We start from the raw sequence: 23551 nt of genomic DNA, 5'->3' as shown, positions 1-23551 counted from the left end.
TCAATTCAAAGCTTGATGCTCAAAGAATTCTGACTAATTAGTTCGTAATGAATTAACTGTTGTTCACTCTTCAAGACTTTAAAACGTATTTTTTTGTGATACGGTCTTGTGAGTGCCCACACAGATTGTCTGATTAATTGTTAAAGAGCAGGCTGAATCAAAAAATCACATTCTCGTTCAGCCGGGCTGCGTATACTACGCTGTTCGCCCGCAGAGTCAAGCGCTTATTGGCTTTTTCTCTGCCCGACCTCACAATGTTTATCAGCGTTGTGTCGGTCAGTGGTGGCGCATTATAGGGAGTTCTTTGACGTTGGCAAGTATTTATTGAAAAAAAACAGCCATTCGCGGATTTTTTCAACAAAACACTGACAAAAAGAACAAATCAGTTATTTTTCACTCACTATTTCAAGGAAATCATTAGCAAAATGATCGACTTGCTGCCAGTCGGTATATTCAATTTCTTTGGTTGTATCAGTTTCCCCACCGGTCATCTTCATAATCATCTTCACCATTATCCGATCCAACCAATGATAACGGGGATAAAGTAATGCACCAGCAAAAACACCACATAAATCTGGCTTCCAGGGAGTATTAAGCAGAAATTTACGAACATACACATTCGTTTCTGGTGTACGTTTCTCCGGCTTCCTTGCTGTCAGATTTACACCAAAAAACGCGGTTGGCATTTTATTAAGTTGTTGTTGATGACAGATTGCAAACTTTTTCAATGCCGAACTGAAATGACCATATCTGATCGAAGCTCCAATCATAACCTTGTCATAAGATTCCAAATTGATCGTTTTGGCTGTTGCTAAATCTCTGAGCTCGCATACCTCCCCTGATCTGCGTAGATTTTCAGCAATGCGGGTAACGATTTTCTTAGTCTGCCCATCCCGACTAGAATAAAGTAACAAACAATTCATAGCCATATTCCTCTCCCAATAGACTATTCACGCCAGAAGGTTGGTGTAAATAAAACTAATAAAGTGAATACTTCCAAGCGACCAAACAACATCGTTATAACTAATATCCATTTGGCTGCCGGATTCATTGCAGTGAAGTTATCCGCAACAACACCCAACCCAGGCCCTAGATTATTTAGTGTAGCGGCTATTGCAGAAAACGCAGAAAGTTCATCTACACCAGTTGCAATAAGTAATAACAAGCTAATGATAAATACCAAAGCATAAGCAGAGAAGAATCCCCAAACAGCTTCAATAATCCGTTCAGGTAATGCTCTTCGCCCTAGCTTGAGGGTATAAACCGCATTTGGATGAACCAATCTCTTCAATTCACGGGAACCTTGCAGGAATAGTAATAAGATACGAATGACTTTCAGTCCTCCTCCCGTTGAACCCGCACAACCACCAATAAACGCGGAACACAACAATAATATTGGCAAAAATGATGGCCAACGTGCAAAGCTATCTGTGCTGAATCCTGCCGTTGTCGCCATTGAAACAACCTGGAAAAAAGCTTGATTTAGTGTCTCCATCCCCGATTTATAAACAGAGTGATTCCATAAGATCAGAGTGCAAATAATAACAAGCACCAATTGAATGGAGATAAACATGCGGAATTCAGGGTCCCGCCAATATACTGTCAGGCTACGTCCCGTTAATACCGCGAAGTGCAAACCAAAGTTACAACCAGAAATCAGCAGAAAAATCGCAATAATGGTATTTATCGCGGGGCTATGGAAATAACCAATACTCGCGTCATGTGTAGAAAATCCACCAATTGCGATAGTTGAAAAACTATGAGAAATGGCATCAAAAACTGACATCCCCGCAGCCCATAATGACAAAGCACAGGCAATTGTCAGTAATACATAAATCAACCATAAGGTTTTTGCCGTTTCAGCAATTCGTGGGCGCATTTTATTATCTTTCAAAGGGCCAGGCATTTCAGCCCGATAGAGTTGCATTCCCCCAACCCCGAGTAGAGGCAATATTGCAACAGCCAGCACAATAATCCCCATACCACCTAACCATTGCAGCATCTGCCGGTAGAAAAGAATCGCTTTAGGCAAGGAATCAAGCCCAATCAGGGTCGTAGCACCCGTTGTTGTTAAACCGGAGAAAGACTCAAAAAATGCATCTGTAATAGAAAGGTTTGGCTGTTCAGAAAAGATGAAAGGTAAAGCCCCAACACTACCAAGTACAATCCAAAATAAAGCAACGATAAGAAACCCTTCTCGGGGCTTTAATTCATGTTTTTGCTCCCGATTTGGTATCCAAAGCATCAAACCAATAATTAAGGCAAAAATAAATGTCTGACTAAATGCACGCCCAGCGCCATCACGATAGATAAGTGCTACCAATCCTGGAATTATCATGGTGACAGAGAAAAGAATGACAAGCAGCCCAACAATACGGGTTATGGCACGAAAATGCATTTAGCTGGTTCCTTAGAAATCCAGTTACAGAGAATATTTACAGATCAGGTGTTAAATGCAGTACACCACGACTTAGATCACGTAATTTATCACCGACTTCCCCCACTAAGGTAGTTGGAAGTGAAATCCGCAAAGTAACATTCTCTGCATACTCACTGGAAATAATTTGCCCTGATGATTTCTGTAATAACTGTTCAATCATAGAGATATGGGCATATTCACACTGCAAGGAACAGAGTTTCTGTGGAACCTTATATTTTGTTTCCAGCAATTTCAGCGCCTGTTGAACACCACTTCCATATGCCCTTACTAACCCCCCGGTACCTAATTTTATTCCACCAAAATAACGAACAACGACCGCGGTTATTTCACCAACATTATTTCCCATAAGCTGGGATAGCATCGGTTTACCTGCGGTCCCTGAAGGCTCGCCGTCATCTGAAAAACCCAACTGTTGTGAATCATCCGGCGCGCCAGCAACAAACGCCCAGCAGTGATGGCGGGCATCAGGGTACTGAGCTTTGATTTGCTGGATAAACTCCTTGGCCTCATCCACCCCACAAGTATGCTTCAGCAAGGTAATAAAGCGACTTTTTTTAATCTCTTCAGTAAAATTCACTGAAGCTGCGGGTATCAAATAAGGCTTCATTATGGCAATTGAAGATCCCTAGTCATGTTTTCCACTTTATTTGCATGGATCACAATATTGTCTTCGATACGAATACCACCGAAAGGTTTAAGCATCCCAATTTTATTCCAGTCAAAATGTTTGTTGAATTCACTTTCACGCCAAGGTGCAAGCAGCGATTCGATGAAATAAAGGCCAGGCTCGATAGTCAGCACCATTCGGGGTTCCAGAATACGGGTACAACGCAGATAAGGATACATATCCGGAGCTGCTAAATATGCACCTGTATCATCCTGCATAAACCCTGCCGCATCATGGACTTGTAATCCAAGAGGATGACCAATACCATGTGGAAAGAATGGCGTTGTCAGCCCTTTCTCAACCATAACCTCTTCACTAATATCTTTCACAATACCATATTTTTTCAATAACTTAGCAATACGATGATGCATCTGAACATGATATTCGGTATAGCGAACTCCTGCTTTAATTGTACTGATTAGTGCTTTTTGTTCAGCATTCATATCTTTAATTAAAGAGGAAAATTCGTTATTGCTTTTTGCTGAATAAGTACGGGTGATATCTGCTGCATAACCATTATATTCAGCACCGGCATCAATCAGGAAACTACGTATCTCTGAAGGTACATTGTGCTGCAATACAGTGTAATGCAAAACAGCCGCATTCTCATTCATAGCAATAATATTGTCATAAGGTACATCTGTATCACGATGACCTGTTGCCGTAAGATAAGAGATATTAATATCAAATTCACTCATCCCAGCCTGAAATGCTTCATAAGCGGCCAAATGCCCGACAATAGCCGTTTTTTGTGCTTCACGCATACAAGCTAATTCATAATCTGTTTTGTATGAACGATAGAAATGCAAATAATCAAGGACAGGCTTTGGATTAATATTGTGTTCAGAGAAACCAATCTCTTTTGCTCTTTGTGGTGAACAACCAATGTAAGCAACATTCTGTTTCACATAAGTGCTTAACTCTGCATTGATATCTCCAGCATTTGCCAGATGGATCATTTCAACTTCTTTAGTCCAGTAGCTAGTCGGTAGCGGTTCTACGCTGTGCCAATAATCTACCGGTGAGTAAAACCATAATTTAGGCTTATTAATACCATCTACCCACAACCAGCAATTAGGCACTTTGGTTACTGGCACCCAAGCTTTGAAGTGAGCGTTAACTTTGAAAGGGTAGTCTCTATCATCAAGAAAAATACGCTGTAACTCACCAGAGTGAATCAGCAAAGCATCGAATTGATTACGGGCCAATGCTTCACAGGTACGTTGCTGCAATGTAGAGATATGTTCGTGGTACAGAGATGCCAACTTTTCCATTTCAATTGACCTTTTTTATTTTATGGCTAGACCATTAGCTTATCACAGCCATTGATATTTGCAGGTATCACGCAAAACCCTCTCAATTTATCGGCTCCCGCTAACACCTTATTTATCAAAATATAAAAACAATTATTGTCAATGAGATACAAATCTCACTTGTGATCACCCTTGCAAAAAACTAATCACTCATTTGCATTTACTTAACATAATAACCACAATCAAACCCATCTGGTCATACCAGATGGTATGCGCTCATTTAGGAGAACGACATGCTCTATCAAAGTGAAACAATTCAAGTAAGCTGGCTGAAAGATGGCATTGCTGAACTGGTTTTCAATGCCCCAGCCGCGATTAATAAACTAGATACCAAAACCGTTGCATCTCTCGATAAGGCTGTTGCTAGCCTGGAGCAACAAACTGGACTGAAAGGCGTTTTATTACGTTCTGAAAAAGCTGCATTTATTGTTGGTGCAGATATTACTGAATTCCTCTCTTTATTCGATTCACCTGTAGAAAAACTGCAAGAATGGCTTAACTTTTCAAATAGCATTTTAAACCGGATAGAAGATTTACCTGTACCAACCATTTCGGCAATAAACGGTTATGCTCTTGGTGGTGGTTGTGAATGTGTTCTATCTACAGATTTCCGTGTGGCCTCCCCGGATGTACGCATTGGGCTGCCAGAAACCAAACTTGGTATTATGCCTGGTTTTGGTGGCTCTGTTCGCCTTCCACGCTTGATCGGGACTGATAATGCTCTAGATATCATTGCAGCAGGTAAAGACATTGGTGCAGAAGATGCATTGAAAAACGGTTTGATTGACGCTGTTGTTCCCAAAGAAAAATTGGTTGACTCCGCAGTATCAATGCTGGAACAAGCAATTGCAGGGAACCTTGACTGGAAAGCCGCACGCCAGCCGAAATTAGAGCCTTTGAAACTCAATGAAATTGAACGAAGCATGAGTTTTAGTGTGGCAAAAGGTATGGTGATGAAAGTCGCCGGTCCTCATTATCCAGCTCCCATCGCCGCAGTTAAATCCATAGAAAAAGCCGCTACACTTGGTCGCGATGAAGCGTTGAAACAAGAAACCGCCAGCTTCATTCCTCTAGCACAGACAAATGTTGCCCGTGCCTTAGTGGGCATTTTTCTTAATGATCAGTATGTAAAAGGGCTGGCAAAAAAACATCTGAAAGAAGTCACAACACCTGAGTATGCCGCAGTTCTAGGTGCAGGAATTATGGGTGGTGGTATAGCCTATCAATCTGCCCGCAAAGGGATGCCTGTCATGATGAAAGACATCAGCCAGCAAGCCCTTGAATTAGGTATGAGTGAAGCCGCGAAACTTCTAAACAAGCAGTTTGAACGTGGCCGTCTAGATGCCATAAAAATGGCGAAAACCCTCTCTTCTATTCAACCTACCTTAAACTATGCCGGTATCGAACAGGCTCAAATCGTGGTTGAAGCTGTAGTAGAGAATCCTAAGATCAAAGCGGCTGTACTATCAGAAACTGAAACTCTGGTTAATGAAGATTGTGTCCTAGCTTCCAATACATCAACAATTCCGATTTCAGAATTGGCTAACTCCCTAAAACGCCCGGAAAACTTCTGTGGTATGCATTTCTTCAACCCGGTACACCGCATGCCGTTAGTTGAAGTAATTCGCGGTGAAAAAACGTCTGAAAAGACAATTTCAACCGTAGTCGCCTATGCCAGCAAAATGGGTAAAACTCCGATCGTCGTTAACGACTGTCCAGGGTTCTTTGTAAACCGGGTACTGCTTCCTTATCTCCTTGGCTTCGGTCTGCTATTGCGTGATGGTGGTGATTTCCGCCAAATAGACAAAATCATGGAGAAAGAATTTGGTTGGCCAATGGGTCCTGCCTATCTTATTGATGTTATTGGTCTTGATACTGCACATCATGCTCAATCAGTCATGGCCCAAGGGTTCCCAGATCGAATGGAGCGTGATTATAAAGATGCCATTGATGTTCTATATGACAATCAACGTTACGGGCAGAAAAACGGCCTTGGTTTCTACAAGTACACTCAAGATAAGAAAGGTAAGCCTAAAAAAGAGCAGGACGAGCAAACAGACCAACTGCTGGCAACTATCTGCCAACAGAAGAGTAATTTCTCCGGTGAAGAGATCATTGCTCGTACTATGATCCCGATGATCAACGAAGTTGTCCGTTGTCTGGAAGAAGGAGTCATTGCCAGCCCGGCAGAAGCAGATATGGCTCTGGTTTATGGCCTTGGTTTCCCTCCATTCCACGGTGGTGTTTTCCGTTATCTGGAAACAATGGGAACAGCAGCTTACGTAAAAATGGCTGAAAATTATGCTCACCTCGGTGCTCTTTATCAGGTACCACCTGGTCTGAAAGCCAAAGCTGAACGTAATGAAAGTTACTATCCTACAGCAGCAACGATTGCTGTCAGCACCGGAAAAACAGCGTGAGGTCTGGAAACATGGAAAATGTAGTCATTATTGATGGCATCCGCACCCCAATGGGGCGCTCAAAAGGTGGTGCATTCCGTCAGGTCCGGGCTGAAGATCTCTCCGCTCACCTGATGAAAGAGCTATTTAAACGTAATCCGGCAATACAGCAACATGAAATTGATGACATCTACTGGGGCTGTGTACAGCAAACTCTAGAACAAGGTTTCAACATTGCCCGTAATGCAGCTTTACTGGCTGATATCCCTCACTCTGTACCAGCCGTGACTGTTAACCGGCTATGTGGTTCATCAATGCAAGCGCTGCATGATGGCGCTCGTATGATCATGACCGGAGAAGCCAATGTCACACTGATCGGTGGTGTAGAGCACATGGGCCACGTTCCAATGACTCATGGCGTGGATTTCCACCCTAAAATGAGTCTGAGCGTTGCCAAAGCCGCAGGAGTCATGGGTTTAACCGCTGAAATGTTGGCGAAGATTCACCATATCAGCCGTGAAATGCAAGATGAATTTGCACTTCGTTCGCACCAACGTGCAACACAGGCAACACAATCAGGCGCATTCTCCAATGAGATATCAGCAAGTTATGGTCACGATGCCGATGGCATATTGAAGCTGTTTGATTACGATGAGGTAATTCGCCCGGATACTAATCTGAAAGATCTAGCCGCACTGCGTCCTGTATTCGATCCAGTAACAGGCTCAGTCACAGCAGGCAGCTCTTCTGCTTTATCCGATGGTGCGTCTGCAATGTTGATAACCAGTGAAAGTTATGCCAAGAATCTGGGGCTGAAACCTCGTGCCCGCATCCGTTCTATGGCAGCTGTTGGTTGTGATCCTTCCATTATGGGATATGGCCCGGTCCCTGCTACACAAATGGCGCTCAAGAAAGCAGGTTTAGAACTGGGTGATATTGGTGTGATGGAATTAAACGAAGCATTTGCTGCTCAGTCACTTGCCTGCCTGAAAGGTCTGAATTTGCTGGATAGTATGGATGACAAAGTTAACCTAAATGGTGGCGCAATTGCTCTCGGTCATCCTCTAGGCTGCTCAGGCGCTCGCATCACAACAACATTGTTGAACTTAATGGAACGCCGCGATGTTCAATTTGGGCTAGCAACCATGTGTATCGGTTTAGGTCAAGGTATCGCCACCATTATAGAAAGAATGGATTAAGAACGTATCTGTAAGAATTATTATAACTGAGTCGTTGTTGCCGTAATTCCCGCCTGTCAGGGGCGGGTTTTTTTATTATTTTAAATAAATTCGAAAGCATCACCATACATGTTGTCAGCAGAAGCATCACGCTCACCACAAAAGCGCTCACGAGCAATTTTTGCCATTTCAAATCGCCCTGCAATGTAAATATCATAATTGACCAAACTACCAAAATCCTCTAGTACTGCTTTAAGCACTGTTCCTGTACGTCCACACCAACCATTCTCTGACTGTTCAACAACCGGAACAACCTTCAAATTAGGATAGCGCTCTGTAAGTAACTGTAATTCAGCAAGATCATATAAATGTTGTAATTCTCTGCCTCCCCAATACATAGAGATCTGACGTTCAGGTTGTTCTTCTAACGCTGTCAGTAATATTGAACGGGTGTAAGAAAACCCCGTACCGCCGGCAATTAATAACAGAGGATTAGCACTGCTTTGACGGAACCAAGCTTTACCATGAGGGATATCAATATTGATCATTTTCTGATCCAGAATTCTATCCATCACAGCCATTGCATACAAATTCAGTTCAGAAGCGCCAATATGTAATTCAATAAATTCCTTTTCTGAAGGCGTTGATGCCATTGAAAACGGACGTTTATCTCTCTCATCCATTACCACCATCAGATACTGACCGGCGCGGAATGAGAACGGAGAATCGGGAAGTAACCGTACCCGATAAACCGTATCAGTAATAGCCTCTACAGAGGTTACTTTGCAGCTCAGTGTTGTCATGCGTTCCCTCTTATGGTCCTAAAATATCTAATTCATCCCAGATTTTGTCGACGCGGGTACGCACTTCTTCACTCATCACAATAGGACGTCCCCATTCCCTCTGCGTCTCTCCCGGCCACTTATTCGTTGCATCCATTCCCATTTTCGAACCTAATCCTGAAACTGGCGATGCAAAATCGAGATAATCTATCGGAGTATTCTCCATTAATACTGTATCTCTTGCCGGGTCCATTCGCGTAGTGATTGCCCAAATGACATCGTTCCAATCTCTGGCATTGATATCATCATCACAAACAATAACAAACTTTGTATACATAAATTGCCGTAGATATGACCAAACCCCCATCATGACCCGCTTGGCATGGCCCGGATATTGTTTCTTCATAGTCACGACGGCAAGACGATAGGAACAACCTTCAGGAGGCAGATAAAAATCGACAATTTCAGGAAACTGTTTTTGTAAAATCGGTACCAGCACCTCATTCAATGCAACCCCCAACACAGCAGGTTCATCTGGCGGGCGGCCAGTATAAGTCGAATGATAAATAGCATCATGACGCTGAGTAATATGTGTCACAGTGAACACCGGGAACATATCGACTTCATTATAATAGCCCGTATGATCACCATATGGCCCTTCTGGAGCTAACTCCCCAGGCTCAATATACCCCTCCAATACAATCTCAGCACTGGCTGGCACCTCCAAGTTACTTGAAAGACATTTCACAACTTCTGTTTTATATCCTCTTAATAACCCGGCAAATGCATATTCCGATAATGTATCAGGAACCGGCGTCACAGCCCCCAATATTGTCGCAGGATCAGCCCCCAAGGCAACAGCCACCGGGAAACGTTCTCCTGGATGTGCCTGACACCATTCCTGAAAATCAAGCGCACCACCACGATGAGATAACCAGCGCATAATGAGTTTATTTTTACCCAGTACCTGCTGGCGATAGATACCAAGATTTTGCCGCTCTTTATTCGGTCCACGAGTGACTGTCAGCCCCCAAGTAATCAATGGCGCAGCATCCTCTGGCCAACAGTGCATGATAGGAATACGGGTTAAATCTACATCGTCACCAACCAAAACATGTTCCTGACAAGGTGCAGTATTAAGTCGCTTAGTTGGCATATTAAGGACTTGCTTAAATTTCGGTAGCTTATCCAATAAATCACGAAAACCTTTCGGAGGATCGGGTTCTTTCAAAAAAGCTAATAGCTTACCTACATCATGCAAAGCTTTAACATCTTTCTGCCCCATCCCCATAGCAACACGTTCAGCAGTACCGAACAAATTACACAATACAGGCATCGAATAACCTTTGGGATTTTCAAACAACAAGGCAGGCCCACCAGCGCGAAGGGTACGATCTGCAATCTCAGTCATCTCCAAATAAGGATCAACTTCAACACTGATGCGTTTCAACTCACCTTTATGCTCCAATAAGGCTAGAAAATCTCTTAAATCACGGTATTTCATACTATTCATTTATGCCGGTTTTTAAGGGGGAAAACATTATAAGCCATCCCACTCAGCTTTTTTGTGTTTTTTTCAGAAGACTACAAAGTAAACCAATAAGTTACTAAAAAGCAACGGGGTTAATTCAACCTTGCGACCTTAAAGTCAAATACAAAGCAATGGAGCCTAATGAGTTAATATTTGAGCATCAAATTACTCAGTAAGATGCTTAGTTGGAACATCTTGCTCTGGTACATCTTGATACCTTCACTCTTACCACAGAAATAATGCTATAACTATCTCCTCTGGGTTCACAGCACAAAATATAGCCAGTCGTTCATCACAGATTTTCCATATGACGACTCAATAACTATCAAATTTTGCAATTACTCAACAGAAATACTGATATTTTTCTTTTATTAATATCTATTGAACAAATAACAATCGATTTTATATTAATTACTTTATCTGTCACTTATCAAAATATTACTTATCGCTTTTTTACTGAAAAACATAAGATCTACTCATAACAATAAATATGCATCATTAAACAATTATCACTAAGATAATGCCTGTAACGCCCTTTTCTATTTTGCTATGCTTAATAGTCATTGGATCAAGGTTAAATAAAGATGGAAAACTGGTACCTCATTTACTGTAAGCGTGGGCAAATTTCACGAGCAATAGAAAATCTGGAACGACAGGATGTTGCTTGCCTGACTCCTACCGCGAGAATTGAAAAAATAACCCGTGGTAAACGTACTGTGAATATAGAACCACTTTTTCCTAATTATCTGTTCGTTCAGTTTGACCCTGAAGTTATTCATACTACAACTATCAATTCAACACGCGGTGTTAGCCATTTTGTCCGTTTTGGCGTACACCCGGCTATCGTACCGGAAACGTTGATTAAAGAGATCGTATCAGCAACTGAGCAAGAATATGTCTCACCAGACACACCTGTGGCGGGCGATACCGTATTAATCACCGAAGGAATTTTTGAAGGATTGCAAGCTATCTACAATGAGCCAGATGGAGAAACCCGTTCTATTCTGTTACTTAATATTCTGAATAAACAATTACCTAAGGCACTTGATAATAAGCAGTTTGTGAAAATTTAACCAAATAAAAAACGGGCGGAATTTACATTCGCCCGTTTTTTATCAAATATTAACGTTTCTGTTCATATAACTGTTGAGCAACCTGTTTCGCAAAATAGGTCAGTACACCATCTGCTCCTGCGCGTTTGAAACATAGCAGAGACTCCACAATTACCTGTTCCTGTAACCAACCATTCTGAATAGCAGCCATGTGCATGGCATATTCGCCAGATACTTGATAAGCAAAGGTTGGTACACCGAATGTATCTTTTACCCTGCGGATAACATCCAGGTAGGGCATACCTGGTTTTACCATTACAGTGTCAGCGCCTTCCTGCAAATCCTGTGCAATCTCCTGCAATGCTTCATCACTATTCGCAGGGTCCATCTGATAGGTTTTTTTGTTACCCCCTTTCAGATTACGATTTGAACCGATTGCATCACGGAATGGACCGTAATAACCAGAAGCATACTTAGCGGAGTAAGCCATAATTTGAGTATTTACATGTCCTTCCGCTTCAAACAGTTCACGGATTGCACCAATACGCCCATCCATCATGTCGCTCGGCGCTACAATCTCAGCACCAGCTTCTGCATGTGACAATGCCTGTTTGACCAAGATCTCTTTGGTGACATCATTCATTACATAGCCATCCTGGTCGATGATCCCATCCTGACCATGTGTAGTGAATGGATCTAATGCCACATCAGTTAGCAACCCTAGTTCAGGAACAGCATCTTTCAACGCACGAACCGTACGTTGAATCAACCCATCAGGGCTATAAGCTTCTTCCGCACCCAGAGATTTTTTATCTGCTTCAATCACGGGGAACAGAGACAATACAGGAATCCCCAATCGGGCAATCTCTTCAGCTTCTTTCAGCAAAAGATCCATCGTCAGACGATACACCCCTGGCATAGAGGGCACTTCTTGACGACGATTAGTGCCTTCCATCACAAATACAGGGTAGATTAAATCATTAACAGTTAATTGGTTTTCAGCAACCAGACGGCGGGAAAAATCATGACAGCGCAACCGGCGCATACGTCGACCAGGGAAAGTTCCTGGAAATGCATAGCTCATATAGCTCTCCTAACTCAAACCCAGCGCACTCGCGCTGGGTTAATTAATATGCTATCGCTTCGTGTTAATTATCTTAGCACTACAAAACAACATGTTAAGATTACTATTATCACTTTTCCGTATTCACTTCTGGCGTTTCCTGTTCATCTTCCTCTGAACGATCTCCCAATTTCCGCTGTCCGGTATAAAAACGGGAGAGCAAAATCCCCAGTTCAAACAGCAGATACATAGGAATAGCCAACAAGGTTTGCGAGAAAACATCCGGCGGCGTTAACAACATGCCAACAACAAAAGCACCGACCAAAATATACGGACGCTTTTTCTTCAAGGACTCAGGAGTAACTACCCCACTCCAGCATAATAAAATAATGGCAACAGGTACTTCAAAAGAGACACCAAAGGCCATAAACAGTGCCATAACAAAGCTTAAGTAGTTGCTGATATCCGTTGCAATCAGCACCCCTTCTGGTGCCGTTTTAGCAAAGAATCCAAAAGCAATCGGAAATACAACAAAATAAGCAAATGCCATCCCTAAATAAAACAACAAGCTACTGGAAACAAGCAGAGGGATCATCAAGCGGCGTTCATGTTTATATAACGCAGGTGCAATAAATGCCCATACTTGATAGAGAACCATAGGCGCAGATACAAATATCGACACCATAATGGTCAGTTTTATTGGCGTAAAAAAGGGAGAAGCGACATCTGTCGCTATCATACTGGCACCTTGAGGCAATTGCTTAATCAAAGGAGCAGAAATCATTTGATAGATGTCGTTAGAAAAATAAACCAATGCTAAAAAAACCACTAATACAGTCAATAAACTGTTTAGAATTCGCTTACGCAGTTCAATAAGGTGACTGATAAGTGGTTGGGTATCATCAACAGCCATGTTTTAGTGTTCACCATTAACTTAATCAGAAGTTTTTTTCTTCGTTGCAGAAGCCGTTTGATCATCAACTGGAGCTGAAAGCTTAGATGAAGCCACAACCTGAGATGCTGCCGGCTTTTGTGCTGCCTCATTTATTCCTGATGCTTTCATATTCTCTGCGTCAGGTTCATTTTGGTATGCTTTTTTCAAAGACTCAGCAGCTTCTTTTAGCTCATCCATCGAAGCTTTTAGTTCCGGGGATAAATTCTGTAACCCCGCTTCTTCTTGAACTTTTTTCAGGCTTTCCTGGAGCTCCTGCAACTTCAACTCTTGTGCCAGCTCATTTTGGACGTTAGTAGCTAAAGAGCGCAGTGCCCTGATCCAACCAGCAACTGTTTTTACCGCCACCGGTAGCCGTTCTGGCCCCAAAACCACCAAGCCAATGACCATAACCAGCAGCAGCTCGCTAAAACCAATGTCAAACACGGTTTATACCTGCTCTTTGTTTTTGCTCTCAGATGTTTCAGACTGAGCTACAGATTGTTTTTCAGTAATATTTTTCGTCTCAAAATCGGCATCATTACTGGTTTTTTGAGCCTGTTGAGGCTGATTATCATCCCCTATCGCCTTTTTAAAACCTTTAATAGATGCTCCAAGATCAGAACCCAAAGTACGGAGTTTATTCGTGCCGAACAACAGCACCACAATGACCGCAATAATGAGTAATTGCCAAATGCTTATACCGCCCATTCTGATTTACCTCCATTAATAGGGATTATTTTAATAGCTCATTATACATACCACGAACTATAACCGACCTTCAAAAAAATCTGTCATAAGACAAATTTTACTCAATCTTACTCAGACGACACCAGCCAAACAACCATGAAACGGTACCCGCGCCTATAAACAACCAAGGAATATTTGCCAAGCCAGACAACAAAAACAAGCTGCCACAGAGAAACAATGTCGCACCAACACCAAGCAAATACTGAGACTGTCGCTGTTTTATCTGTTGCCCTTTCAAATGACCTGATAACTTCTCAATGCTCACTTGCAAATGTTTATGCTGCTGAAGACTGTCATACACTAATTCAGGTAGTTCTGGCAACTTTTCTGCCCAATAAGGCGCTTTTTCTTTCAACGCCCGAATAACAGCCGGTAATCCAACCTGGCTATGCAACCACTCCTCCAGAAACGGTTTTGCTGTTTTCCACAAATCAAGCTGCGGATAGAGCTGCCGTCCTAAGCCTTCTACATACAAAAGCGTCTTTTGTAGAAGAACTAACTGAGGCTGCACTGCCATATTAAAACGACGGGCAGTATTAAATAGATTCAGAAGTACATGACCAAATGAAATTTCAGCAAGTGGCTTCTCAAATATTGGCTCACAAACTGTACGGATTGCAAATTCAAAATCTTCAACATTGGTATCACTAGGAACCCAGCCTGAATCCACATGAAGTTCAGCAACTTTCCGGTAATCACGATTAAAGAAAGCAATAAAATTCTCAGCCAGATAACGTTTATCATCTTTATTAAGAGAACCAACAATACCGTAATCAATACCAATATAAAACGGATCTTCAGGACGTTCATAGCTGACAAAAATATTTCCCGGATGCATATCCGCATGGAAGAAACTATCGCGAAAAACCTGCGTAAAAAAGACCTGTACTCCCCGTTCGGCCAGCAATTTCATATTGGTATTCTGCGCTTCTAATGCTTCAATATCAGAGACAGGGATACCATAAACTCGCTCCATCACCAGAACATTTTCACGGCAATAATCAGAATAAATTTCCGGTACATACAGCGTTGAGCTATTTTCGAAATTACGGCGGAGTTGAATTGCATTAGCCGCTTCACGCAGCAAATTCAGTTCATCAATTAACGTCTTCTCGTATTCCCGCACAACTTCACGAGGACGTAAACGGTGTCCATCGGGCAATAACATTGGTACCCAATTAGCCAGACGGTACATTAACCGGATATCCGCTTTGATAATCGGCAGAATATCAGGACGAATGACTTTGATAACAATTTCCTGTCCATTCTCTTTTAACCGAGCTGTATGGACCTGAGCAATTGAAGCAGAGGCCAGAGCAATGGGTTCAAAATCATCAAACCAAGTTTCCAACGGTCCGCCTAAAGCAGTTTCAATATATTGACGCGCCAGAGCACCATCAAAAGAGGCAACTCGGTCTTGCAATAATGCCAGTTGATCCGCTATCGCGGGAGGAAACAGATCACGCCGCGTTGAAAGCATCTGTCCAAATTTAATCCAAACAGGCCCTAATTCCTGTAAGGCAAGTCGCAGTCTCTCTCCAAGTGATTTATCTTTATGTCTATTCGGGAGCCAAAACAATAAATAACGACCAAAACGAAGAGGCCAGGTTAAGCGAATCCGAGGAATGAGTTCATCCAATCCATAAGAAAGAAAAACCCGTATGATCAAATAAAGGCGCCTCAATTCACCTGGAGTCATATTTTCCCTCTAATACTGCCAATCGTTGTTCTATTTGCTCGATATCTTTGGCTAACATACTAACTTCTTCACTGAAATAAGCCACTTCAAGCTGATTTGGGGCCAATTTCCATTCTTCTGTTAACGCTTCCGCCAGACAATTTTTCTGGCATTCCATTGAACCAGAAACAAATTGAAATCCCTTTTTAAGGAGTTGACTAATACTTTCGGCAGCGATATCCCCGAAATAAGAGGAAAGATAATGGGCTAAATCCCATTCAACCATATCTAACAAAGCAGACCATTGCTGAACAACCTGCATATCCCCTTCAATAACCATTTCACCGCTATTGAGCAATTTGGAAATTTGTTGGCGATCCCGTAGTTTAAGCAAAGCAGCAAAGTGAGTTTTAACCGTGCAATCGGCAGATTCGCCCCATTGGCTTAATACGTCCACCTGTTTCTCACTGAACACCAATGTAAGTGGCGTGTTCATCTCTTTTAATTCGATCGACAAAACTTTGTCTACCAACCGCATACGGACTGGCCTTAACACCGGTTCACGGTACAACAGGTAATTCAACGATGTTTCCATCACTGCGGTTAAAACCGGCGTAAGTGTGGAATTAATGGCTGTACTCAGTGATGGTCTTTCCATCTCAGAATTTAAAACCTCTGTGTAGTGCAACAATGCCGCCAGTCATATTGGTATAAGTCACCTGTTCAAAGCCAGCCTCTTCCATCATCGTTTTAAGCGTTTCCTGATCAGGATGCATACGGATGGATTCCGCCAGATAACGATAACTGTCAGCATCCCGCACAAAAACCTGACCAATTTTTGGCAGCACATGGAAAGAATAAGCATCATACGCTTTGCTTAACGGTGCGAACAAAGGTTTAGAAAATTCAAGTACCAATAAACGCCCACCCGGCTTCAACACCCGAAACATAGAATGCAGGGCTTTTTCTTTTTCGGTAACATTGCGCAAACCAAAAGAGATAGTGATGCAATTAAAATAGTTATCAGGGAAAGGCAACGCTTCCGCATTGGCCTGCACATAGCTAACATTGCCAACAACACCAGCATCACGTAATTTTTCACGCCCAACTTTCAACATAGATTCATTGATATCAGCAAGAACAACTTCGCCTTTTTCACCAACTATACGAGAAAATTTAGCAGTCAGATCGCCGGTACCACCCGCTAAATCAAGTATCCTCTGACCTCTGCGCACACCACTGGCATCAATAGCCACACGCTTCCAGATACGATGGATGCCAAACGACATTAAATCATTCATTAAATCGTATTTTGTCGCAACAGAATGAAACACATCAGCCACCATGCCTGCTTTTTCATCCTTTGCTACAGTACGGAAACCAAAATGTGTGGTTTGTTTCGTGTGGTCTACCATGTTATTTGCCCATTTTTTATTCAAAGCGTTATAAAAGTGTATCAGCCTTTCAGGTAAAACCCTATCCTGGTATTAATCATTAGCACAGAATGGTTGGCTGGCCTTATCAACCAATTCGGGATCAATCGGCCGTTTCACCTCAACACCTAAATTACGAAAACTTTCTGCCTGACTTATCAGGTTGCCACGTCCCTCAATCAGCTTTTTCATTGCCAGTCGATAATTAAGTTGAGCCTTATCCAAACTTTGCCCCAAACCTTGCATGTCATCGACAAACAAACGCATTTTATCGTACATACGGGCAGCCTTATCGGCGATTAAACGCGCATTTTGGCTTTGATACTCATAGCGCCACAAGTTATTAATAGTACGTACAGCAACCAACAATGTTGATGGACTAACTAGCATAATATTGTATTTAAGTGCTTCATCAAGCAACTCAGGCGCCTTGTTAAGCGCAACCAGATAAGCGGGTTCAACCGGAATAAACATCAATACATAGTCCAACGATTTCAGCCCAGGCAACTGTTGGTAATCTTTGCGGCTCAAACCACGAATATGGCCTTTAATTGAGTCGATATGTTCTTGAAGGGCTAACTCCTGCTGATGCCGATCGCCACTGTTGAAATAACGCTCATAAGCGACCAGCGACATTTTGGCATCAATGACCACATCTTTCCCTTGTGGCAAATGAACAATAACATCGGGTTGGAAACGGCGGTTACCCTCTACCTTGATACTTACCTGAGTACAAAATTCATGCCCTTCTCGTAAACCAGAGGCTTCCAGAATACGGGATAACACAACTTCGCCCCAATCTCCCTGAATTTTATTATTACCTTTAAGGGCATTCGTCAGATTGATAGCTTCCTGCGCCATCTGGACATTCAGTTGCTGTAAATTACGGATTTCATGTGCAAGAGTATGACGTTCACGGGCTTCCTGACCAAAACTCTCCTGTACCTGCCGATGAAGGCCATCAAGCTGTTCGCGAAATGGCGCTAAAAGCGTATTGAGACTCTGCCGATTTTGTTCATCAGTACGGCGACCCGTTTGTTCAAAAATACGGTTAGCCAAATTCTCAAATTGCGTATTCAAACGTAGTTCACTGTTGATCAGCAACCGCTGTTTCTCTTCAGCCGCAAAGCGACTCTCTTCCAAGCGTGTCGTCACTTCCCGCAGTTCAGATTCTTGCACGCTATTGACTTCTCTCTGAGCCCGCAATTCCTGGTTCAATTGTTCACATTCAACCCGCCAATAAGCGGATTGTTCAAGTTTCTCATTAGCAACGGCAAGCTGGCTATCCAATTTCCGTAACTCCAGCTCTTGCTGTTGAATACGTTGATGAACGGAGAACCAAACAAGAATACCACCGCCCAACAGGCCGCCAAGTGTACCTATCAACGTATATAACAACTGGATACCCACCGGTACTTCCTCTATCTAATGCTTAGACCAGATAAACTAAATTGTCACTGTATAGATGTCCAGAATGATTTATACAGATGGTTCAGTCTGCGAAGCCGCTCCCAATTAACTCACCCATTTCACTAACCATTGCAAACCAAACGCGCCTGGAGCTAATACGCCAAAAGACCAGATAAGTGCGGAACAGATATTCGCTATCTGGAAATAACGCAATGGCATGGCACAAATACCCGCGACCAATGGCACAATTGCCCGGAATGGCCCAAAGAATCGCCCGAAGAAAATGCTCCAGATACCCCAACGTTCAAAGAAATGGTGTACTCGTGTCAGTAATTGCGGTTTACGGGAAATCGGCCAAATTTTACCAACATCACCTTTAAAATGGGCGCCTACAATATAAGATACCCAATCGCCCAAAAAAGCCCCCGCTGCGGCTGCCAACCAAATTGGCCAGAAATTAAGGCCACTTTCACCTATTAATGCCCCCAATCCAAGCAATATTATCGTTGCAGGTAATAACAAGGAGAAAAAAGCCAGAGACTCACCAAAAGCGAGCAAGAAAACAATCGGCATGATCCAAGTATCATGAGCTTTAACAAAAGCGATTACCAGATCAACTATTTCATGAAGACTCAAATTCATATTCCTATATTGATTAATATACCCTATGGATTTCAAGATGCATCGCAACGGCAAGGGAGTGAATCCCCGGGAGCATGGCGAACTATGTGACTGGGGTGAGCGAGCGCAGCCAACAAAGAGGCAACTTGAAAGATAACGGGTAATACCACATTCAATTTAACCACCACTGCATTAACCAGAATTAAACCAACTTTTTATTCAAGGAAATAACCTTGTAATTTCTTACGAGCAGCAAAATCAAGGCCAAGATCTTTCTCCAGCCATATATCTACACTGCCATAATGCTGATTAATACTGTTTAATGCCGTCATTAAAAACTCTTCTCTCACGGAATAAACATAAGCGAATTTATCCACCAGATCATCACTCATGGTTTTCGCATGCTCATTTAACAAATATTCACGGTAAGGAGCCAAAGTAGAGTGAGTCACTAAATAATCTTCCATTACCGTATCCAAATCAGCCCCCAATGCAAATAATACCAGAGCAGAGCCTACACCGGTTCTGTCTTTACCTACCGCACAATGCTGGACGATTCCCCCTTTTTCCGGTTGTTGCAGTAACTTAACCAATGTCTTATAGGCTGAGTTTTTTAGAGGCAATAATTCATAAAGACGGAACATAAATGCCTGAGGATTAAATTGTTCCAACATCTCGGACGCTAATTTTTCCAAATTCGCATTCACTTCATCAGATAAGGGGTTGGCTGGGGCGTGATAATAATTAGCGCCATTCCATATCAAATCAGGCTTATCCTCTACTTCACTGATATCACGATAATCTATGATTTGAAAGAGATTTTTATTTGCCAGAAAAGATTGATCTTTTTCTGTTAAGCGATCCAGAGAACCAGAACGGAAAAGTAAACCTGATTTGATTTTTCCACCATTCGCGACTTTTTTACCGCCTAAATCACGAAAATTAATCCCTCCATTGAGTGGAAGCACTGATGGATGCAATAAAGATGTTGTGATCATGATGACTCTTAATTAATTGTTAGGTGTTAAGACATTAACAGATTTCTCTTTAAAATAAGAGTGAGCCGGAATACTCCGGCCCAAAAAGTATGATTTACAACAAACGGCGAGCAGCTTCTACTACAATTCCTAATGCGTTACTTTCTGTTTTCTCAAGTAATTCAACATTAGGAATCTCCTGCTGAGTACGGTTAACAATAACACCGGCAACCATCCCCGCACGCAGTCCTTGGCTTGCACACATTGTTAATAAAGTTGCCGATTCCATTTCATAATTCATGACCCCCATCGCCTGCCATTCAGCCATTGAACCTTTGAAACGGCTCACAACACGGCCAGAATAGGTATCGTAACGTTCCTGACCAGGATAAAAAGTATCGGAAGAAGCCGTTACCCCCACATGTACTGTTGCACCTAAATCTTTTGCTGCTTCGTACAAAGCAGTCGTACATTCAAAATCGGCAACCGCCGGGAATTCCATCGGAGCAAAATGCAGACTAGCGCCATCCAAACGAACAGCCGCAGTAGTCACCAACACATCACCAACATTGATATTTTCTTGAATTGCACCTGTTGTGCCGATACGCAAAAAAGTACGCACACCCAATTGCGCTAATTCTTCAACAGCGATAGAAGTTGATGGGCCACCGATACCCGTAGAGCACACAATGACAGCTTTACCATCAATTTCTGCCCGCCATGACGTAAATTCACGTAAAGAGGCAAGATGAACTGGGTTATCCATCAATCTTGCGATTTTTTCCACACGTTTCGGATCACCCGGAACAATAGCTAAAGTTGCGCCTTGTAGGTCGTTTTTGGTCAGACCTAAGTGAAATACATCAGACATATCAGACTCCTCAGCAAGAAGAATTTATAATGAAATTAGTTGGGATCTACTGTATTGAGCATTTAGACATCTTTTAGTGATAAATGTCACTTCAAAGTAATATAAAAAAGAAAAACATACATTATTTTGAGATATAAATCACAAAATAGACATGAGATGGGTAAAAAACAGGGTGTTTTCTTCCACCCACAAACTAACTGGAATTAGGTTTGTATTATGGAAAAAACAATCTATTGTTTAGTTATTTTTATATATCAAACATGCTGAGAGAAATATATCACGGATTATCTCATTGAAATATTTTCTCCCTGAGAGTTAATAGAGGCTAATATCCATCCCATCAATAAAGAAAAAATTATCGTTTCACCACCCGGACATAAAAAAATACTTACAACAAACTATCAACTTAACCAAATATAAGTCACTGTCGTTATTAAAATATTCTCCTAACATTTATAAATCAACAACGCAATAATCTTGGATATTTTAAAAATAACTTTTTCTTATGATGAACATATTAAAAAATTAACTGTATTTTACTTCCATAACTAATAAAAAATTTTCTTGCTTATTTACCAATATATTACAATTATATTTTCAACAAAAATAAAACAATTACCAAATATAAATATCACAGTTATCTTTTTATAGAATGCATATTGTTTAGATATCTTAGACTCTTTCTATCATATAAGGGCACTATCGATGACGACACAAAAAACAGTTTTAATTACAGGTTTCGAGCCTTTCGACAAAGAAACGATTAATCCATCCTGGGAAGCAGCCAAACAATTACAGGGACGAGAATTATGTGGAGCCCGCGTTGAAGCGCGTCAGCTTCCATGTGTGTTCGACGTCTCCCTAGCCTGTCTGTATGCTGCTATTGATGATGTACAGCCTAATCTGGTCATTGCCGTGGGACAGGCAGGCGGTAGACCAAATATTACCGTGGAACGCGTGGCAATTAATATCAATGACGCTAGCATTCCTGATAATCAAGGCAATCAACCTATCAATACACCCATAGTCGCAACAGGTCCTGCCGCCTACTTCGCCACGTTACCGATCAATGCGATAGTCAAGGGTTTGCGTGAAGCAGGAATCCCTGCCTCCATTTCACAAACCGCAGGCACTTTTGTTTGTAACCACGCCATGTACGGCTTGTTGCATCATTTAGCATGCTCCAATCCTGAAATACGCGGTGGATTTATCCATATTCCTTATCTGCCTGAACAAGCAGTTCGGTATTCAGGTGCTCCGAGCATGGCCCTAGAAACAGTTATAACCGCACTGGAAATTGCTATCGATGAAGCATTAAAAAACAGTGAAGATATCACCGTTAATGGAGGCGCAACTCATTAATTTGATATTCCGCTTGTGGGACTGAAAGTTTTCCTCTGAGAAAATGACAGGCACAGACAGTATGCTCTACTGATAATATCAATCAAACAGTAAAGATAATCCTCTCTGTGCCTGCACAATATCCGTATGCAAATATCAAGTACCTGATACTTTATTAAATTATTAATCAGCACACCATTTACATAGGTTATTTTATAATTTCGACTGTTATTACATTGAAATTTAGTTTATTCAATAAAACCGGTCATACCGTATGGGAATATAAATCATCTTTAGTTATGAAATTAGATATATTATCCAAGTCTATTGATAGAATTATTTCACCTAGTATCCCACGGTTAATATCAGATTCGTCTATTTTTGTTACTTTTATTTCTGAAAGATGACCATTCATATTTTTAAAATATGTATCCTCATTATTTTTAGTTCTGATTACCCTCCGTTTTGAATACAGATCATATTTATAAACCTCTGTATTGATCTCTTCTGGAAAATACATCTGACCAACAAAAGCAAAATGCTCTTTGTCAGTTACATTTGTGCTCAATTTTCTAATTCCAATATGAATATGAGTTGCTCTACCAGCATAAAACCCAGGATAAATAGTCGTAAAATGAACTATCCCATTTTTATCCGATGGTTGAGCTCCTCTTAGAAAACTTTTATCATCAGTTCTATTGGCAGAAGCTATTCCCGCAACGTTAGGTACTACATCGGGGCTGATATAAGTCCAACCGGAATATTTCCCCCGACTATTACAATGCCAGATATCAACAAATAAATTATCAACGGGTTTACATGTTTTTTCATCCATGACAGTAATTTTCAATAAAAAAGGTATTCCTAATTCTGAATCAGTAATATCCCTTCTTACAATTTTGTCATTTCGGAAATATGGCCCTGATATCTGCTCTGGCGCAAGCGTACATATGCCTATTCCATGTTGTGATGATAATTTTGCTTCCGCACGAGCTAAACTCATCGGAGCAAGCGCAGCAGTCGCCGTAATAGCAGCGCTACTTTTCAAAAAATTTCTTCGAGAGCTACTTTTCTTACCTTGCAACTTATTAACATCCATATAATCCTCTCTTTA

22 protein-coding genes are annotated in these 23551 nt (G+C 41.7%); 4 read left to right on the top strand and 18 right to left on the bottom strand.

The features are described from left to right. Nucleotides 1-386: 386 nt before the first annotated feature. Genes hemG through pepQ form a run of 4 tightly spaced genes read right to left on the bottom strand, consistent with a single transcriptional unit; the run spans nucleotide 387 to nucleotide 4381 of the window. Nucleotides 387-923 (bottom strand): menaquinone-dependent protoporphyrinogen IX dehydrogenase, encoded by a 537-nt coding sequence (gene hemG / locus C6H66_RS04340; protein ID WP_046397222.1) that lies wholly within the window; start codon nucleotides 921-923, stop codon nucleotides 387-389. A 23-nt stretch (nucleotides 924-946) separates the two neighbouring features. Beyond that, nucleotides 947-2398 carry a Trk system potassium transporter TrkH gene (trkH, locus tag C6H66_RS04335; RefSeq protein WP_046397221.1) on the bottom strand — a complete coding sequence of 484 codons (1452 nt, stop codon included), beginning with the start codon at nucleotides 2396-2398 and terminating at the stop codon, nucleotides 947-949. A 37-nt stretch (nucleotides 2399-2435) separates the two neighbouring features. Continuing rightward, nucleotides 2436-3047 carry an IMPACT family protein gene (locus C6H66_RS04330; RefSeq protein ID WP_105394886.1) on the bottom strand — a complete coding sequence of 204 codons (612 nt, stop codon included), beginning with the start codon at nucleotides 3045-3047 and terminating at the stop codon, nucleotides 2436-2438. Next, complete coding sequence (gene pepQ, locus C6H66_RS04325; RefSeq protein ID WP_046397219.1) at nucleotides 3047-4381, bottom strand: Xaa-Pro dipeptidase; 1335 nt, start codon at nucleotides 4379-4381, stop codon at nucleotides 3047-3049. Before pepQ ends, C6H66_RS04330 begins: the two co-directional genes overlap by 1 nt. 272 nt (nucleotides 4382-4653) lie before the next feature. On the opposite strand from pepQ, the gene fadB reads away from it, so the two are divergent. Next, on the top strand, nucleotides 4654-6840 hold the full coding sequence (gene fadB, locus C6H66_RS04320) for a fatty acid oxidation complex subunit alpha FadB (protein ID WP_105394885.1): 2187 nt from the start codon (nucleotides 4654-4656) through the stop codon (nucleotides 6838-6840). Between the two features lie 11 nt (nucleotides 6841-6851). Continuing rightward, on the top strand, nucleotides 6852-8018 hold the full coding sequence (gene fadA, locus C6H66_RS04315) for an acetyl-CoA C-acyltransferase FadA (protein WP_105394884.1): 1167 nt from the start codon (nucleotides 6852-6854) through the stop codon (nucleotides 8016-8018). 80 nt (nucleotides 8019-8098) lie between these two features. Here the strand turns inward: fadA and fre are convergent, their stop codons facing one another. Then, complete coding sequence (fre, locus tag C6H66_RS04310; protein ID WP_036778280.1) at nucleotides 8099-8800, bottom strand: NAD(P)H-flavin reductase; 702 nt, start codon at nucleotides 8798-8800, stop codon at nucleotides 8099-8101. 10 nt (nucleotides 8801-8810) lie between these two features. Further along, nucleotides 8811-10283 (bottom strand): 4-hydroxy-3-polyprenylbenzoate decarboxylase, encoded by a 1473-nt coding sequence (ubiD, locus tag C6H66_RS04305; RefSeq protein ID WP_046397216.1) that lies wholly within the window; start codon nucleotides 10281-10283, stop codon nucleotides 8811-8813. A gap of 611 nt (nucleotides 10284-10894) precedes the next feature. On the opposite strand from ubiD, the gene rfaH reads away from it, so the two are divergent. Continuing rightward, complete coding sequence (rfaH, locus tag C6H66_RS04300) at nucleotides 10895-11383, top strand: transcription/translation regulatory transformer protein RfaH (RefSeq protein ID WP_040153298.1); 489 nt, start codon at nucleotides 10895-10897, stop codon at nucleotides 11381-11383. A 49-nt stretch (nucleotides 11384-11432) separates the two neighbouring features. Here rfaH and hemB read toward each other — a convergent pair whose 3' ends face one another. The 11 genes from hemB to udp all read right to left on the bottom strand — a co-directional run bounded on the left by hemB (nucleotide 11433) and on the right by udp (nucleotide 21096). Continuing rightward, the gene (gene hemB, locus C6H66_RS04295; protein ID WP_046397215.1) at nucleotides 11433-12446 is read right to left on the bottom strand and encodes a porphobilinogen synthase; all 1014 of its coding nucleotides are present in this window, start codon (nucleotides 12444-12446) and stop codon (nucleotides 11433-11435) included. A gap of 109 nt (nucleotides 12447-12555) precedes the next feature. After that, nucleotides 12556-13338, bottom strand: coding sequence for a Sec-independent protein translocase subunit TatC (tatC, locus tag C6H66_RS04290; protein ID WP_036778273.1), 783 nt, complete (start codon nucleotides 13336-13338; stop codon nucleotides 12556-12558). A gap of 21 nt (nucleotides 13339-13359) precedes the next feature. After that, on the bottom strand, nucleotides 13360-13803 hold the full coding sequence (gene tatB, locus C6H66_RS04285) for a Sec-independent protein translocase protein TatB (protein ID WP_105394883.1): 444 nt from the start codon (nucleotides 13801-13803) through the stop codon (nucleotides 13360-13362). 3 nt (nucleotides 13804-13806) lie between these two features. Next, on the bottom strand, nucleotides 13807-14067 hold the full coding sequence (tatA, locus tag C6H66_RS04280; protein WP_036778270.1) for a Sec-independent protein translocase subunit TatA: 261 nt from the start codon (nucleotides 14065-14067) through the stop codon (nucleotides 13807-13809). Between the two features lie 97 nt (nucleotides 14068-14164). After that, nucleotides 14165-15805 carry a ubiquinone biosynthesis regulatory protein kinase UbiB gene (gene ubiB / locus C6H66_RS04275; RefSeq protein ID WP_105394882.1) on the bottom strand — a complete coding sequence of 547 codons (1641 nt, stop codon included), beginning with the start codon at nucleotides 15803-15805 and terminating at the stop codon, nucleotides 14165-14167. Beyond that, complete coding sequence (locus C6H66_RS04270; RefSeq protein ID WP_105394881.1) at nucleotides 15792-16442, bottom strand: ubiquinone biosynthesis accessory factor UbiJ; 651 nt, start codon at nucleotides 16440-16442, stop codon at nucleotides 15792-15794. The genes ubiB and C6H66_RS04270 overlap by 14 nt, the downstream gene beginning before the upstream one ends. A 1-nt stretch (nucleotide 16443) precedes the next feature. Then, the gene (ubiE, locus tag C6H66_RS04265) at nucleotides 16444-17199 is read right to left on the bottom strand and encodes a bifunctional demethylmenaquinone methyltransferase/2-methoxy-6-polyprenyl-1,4-benzoquinol methylase UbiE (protein WP_105394880.1); all 756 of its coding nucleotides are present in this window, start codon (nucleotides 17197-17199) and stop codon (nucleotides 16444-16446) included. Nucleotides 17200-17271: 72 nt separating this feature from the next. Then, nucleotides 17272-18567, bottom strand: coding sequence for a DNA recombination protein RmuC (gene rmuC, locus C6H66_RS04260; protein ID WP_422615633.1), 1296 nt, complete (start codon nucleotides 18565-18567; stop codon nucleotides 17272-17274). Between the two features lie 165 nt (nucleotides 18568-18732). Then, a complete protein-coding gene (locus C6H66_RS04255; protein WP_377312254.1) occupies nucleotides 18733-19269 on the bottom strand; it encodes a DedA family protein in 537 nt (178 codons plus the stop codon). A 194-nt stretch (nucleotides 19270-19463) separates the two neighbouring features. Then, a complete protein-coding gene (locus C6H66_RS04250) occupies nucleotides 19464-20246 on the bottom strand; it encodes a tyrosine-protein phosphatase (protein WP_036778263.1) in 783 nt (260 codons plus the stop codon). A 94-nt stretch (nucleotides 20247-20340) separates the two neighbouring features. After that, a complete protein-coding gene (udp, locus tag C6H66_RS04245) occupies nucleotides 20341-21096 on the bottom strand; it encodes a uridine phosphorylase (RefSeq protein WP_036810294.1) in 756 nt (251 codons plus the stop codon). 705 nt (nucleotides 21097-21801) lie between these two features. On the opposite strand from udp, the gene pcp reads away from it, so the two are divergent. After that, nucleotides 21802-22458, top strand: a complete 657-nt coding sequence (gene pcp, locus C6H66_RS04240) for a pyroglutamyl-peptidase I (RefSeq protein WP_105394878.1) — start codon at nucleotides 21802-21804, stop codon at nucleotides 22456-22458. Between the two features lie 244 nt (nucleotides 22459-22702). Here pcp and C6H66_RS04235 read toward each other — a convergent pair whose 3' ends face one another. After that, nucleotides 22703-23536, bottom strand: coding sequence for an intradiol ring-cleavage dioxygenase (locus C6H66_RS04235; protein ID WP_105394877.1), 834 nt, complete (start codon nucleotides 23534-23536; stop codon nucleotides 22703-22705). Between the last annotated feature and the right edge of the window lie 15 nt (nucleotides 23537-23551).

It is taken from the genome of Photorhabdus hindustanensis, assembly GCF_002968995.1.
Lineage (GTDB): Bacteria > Pseudomonadota > Gammaproteobacteria > Enterobacterales > Enterobacteriaceae > Photorhabdus > Photorhabdus akhurstii.
This window is presented reverse-complemented; position numbering and strand designations above follow the sequence as displayed.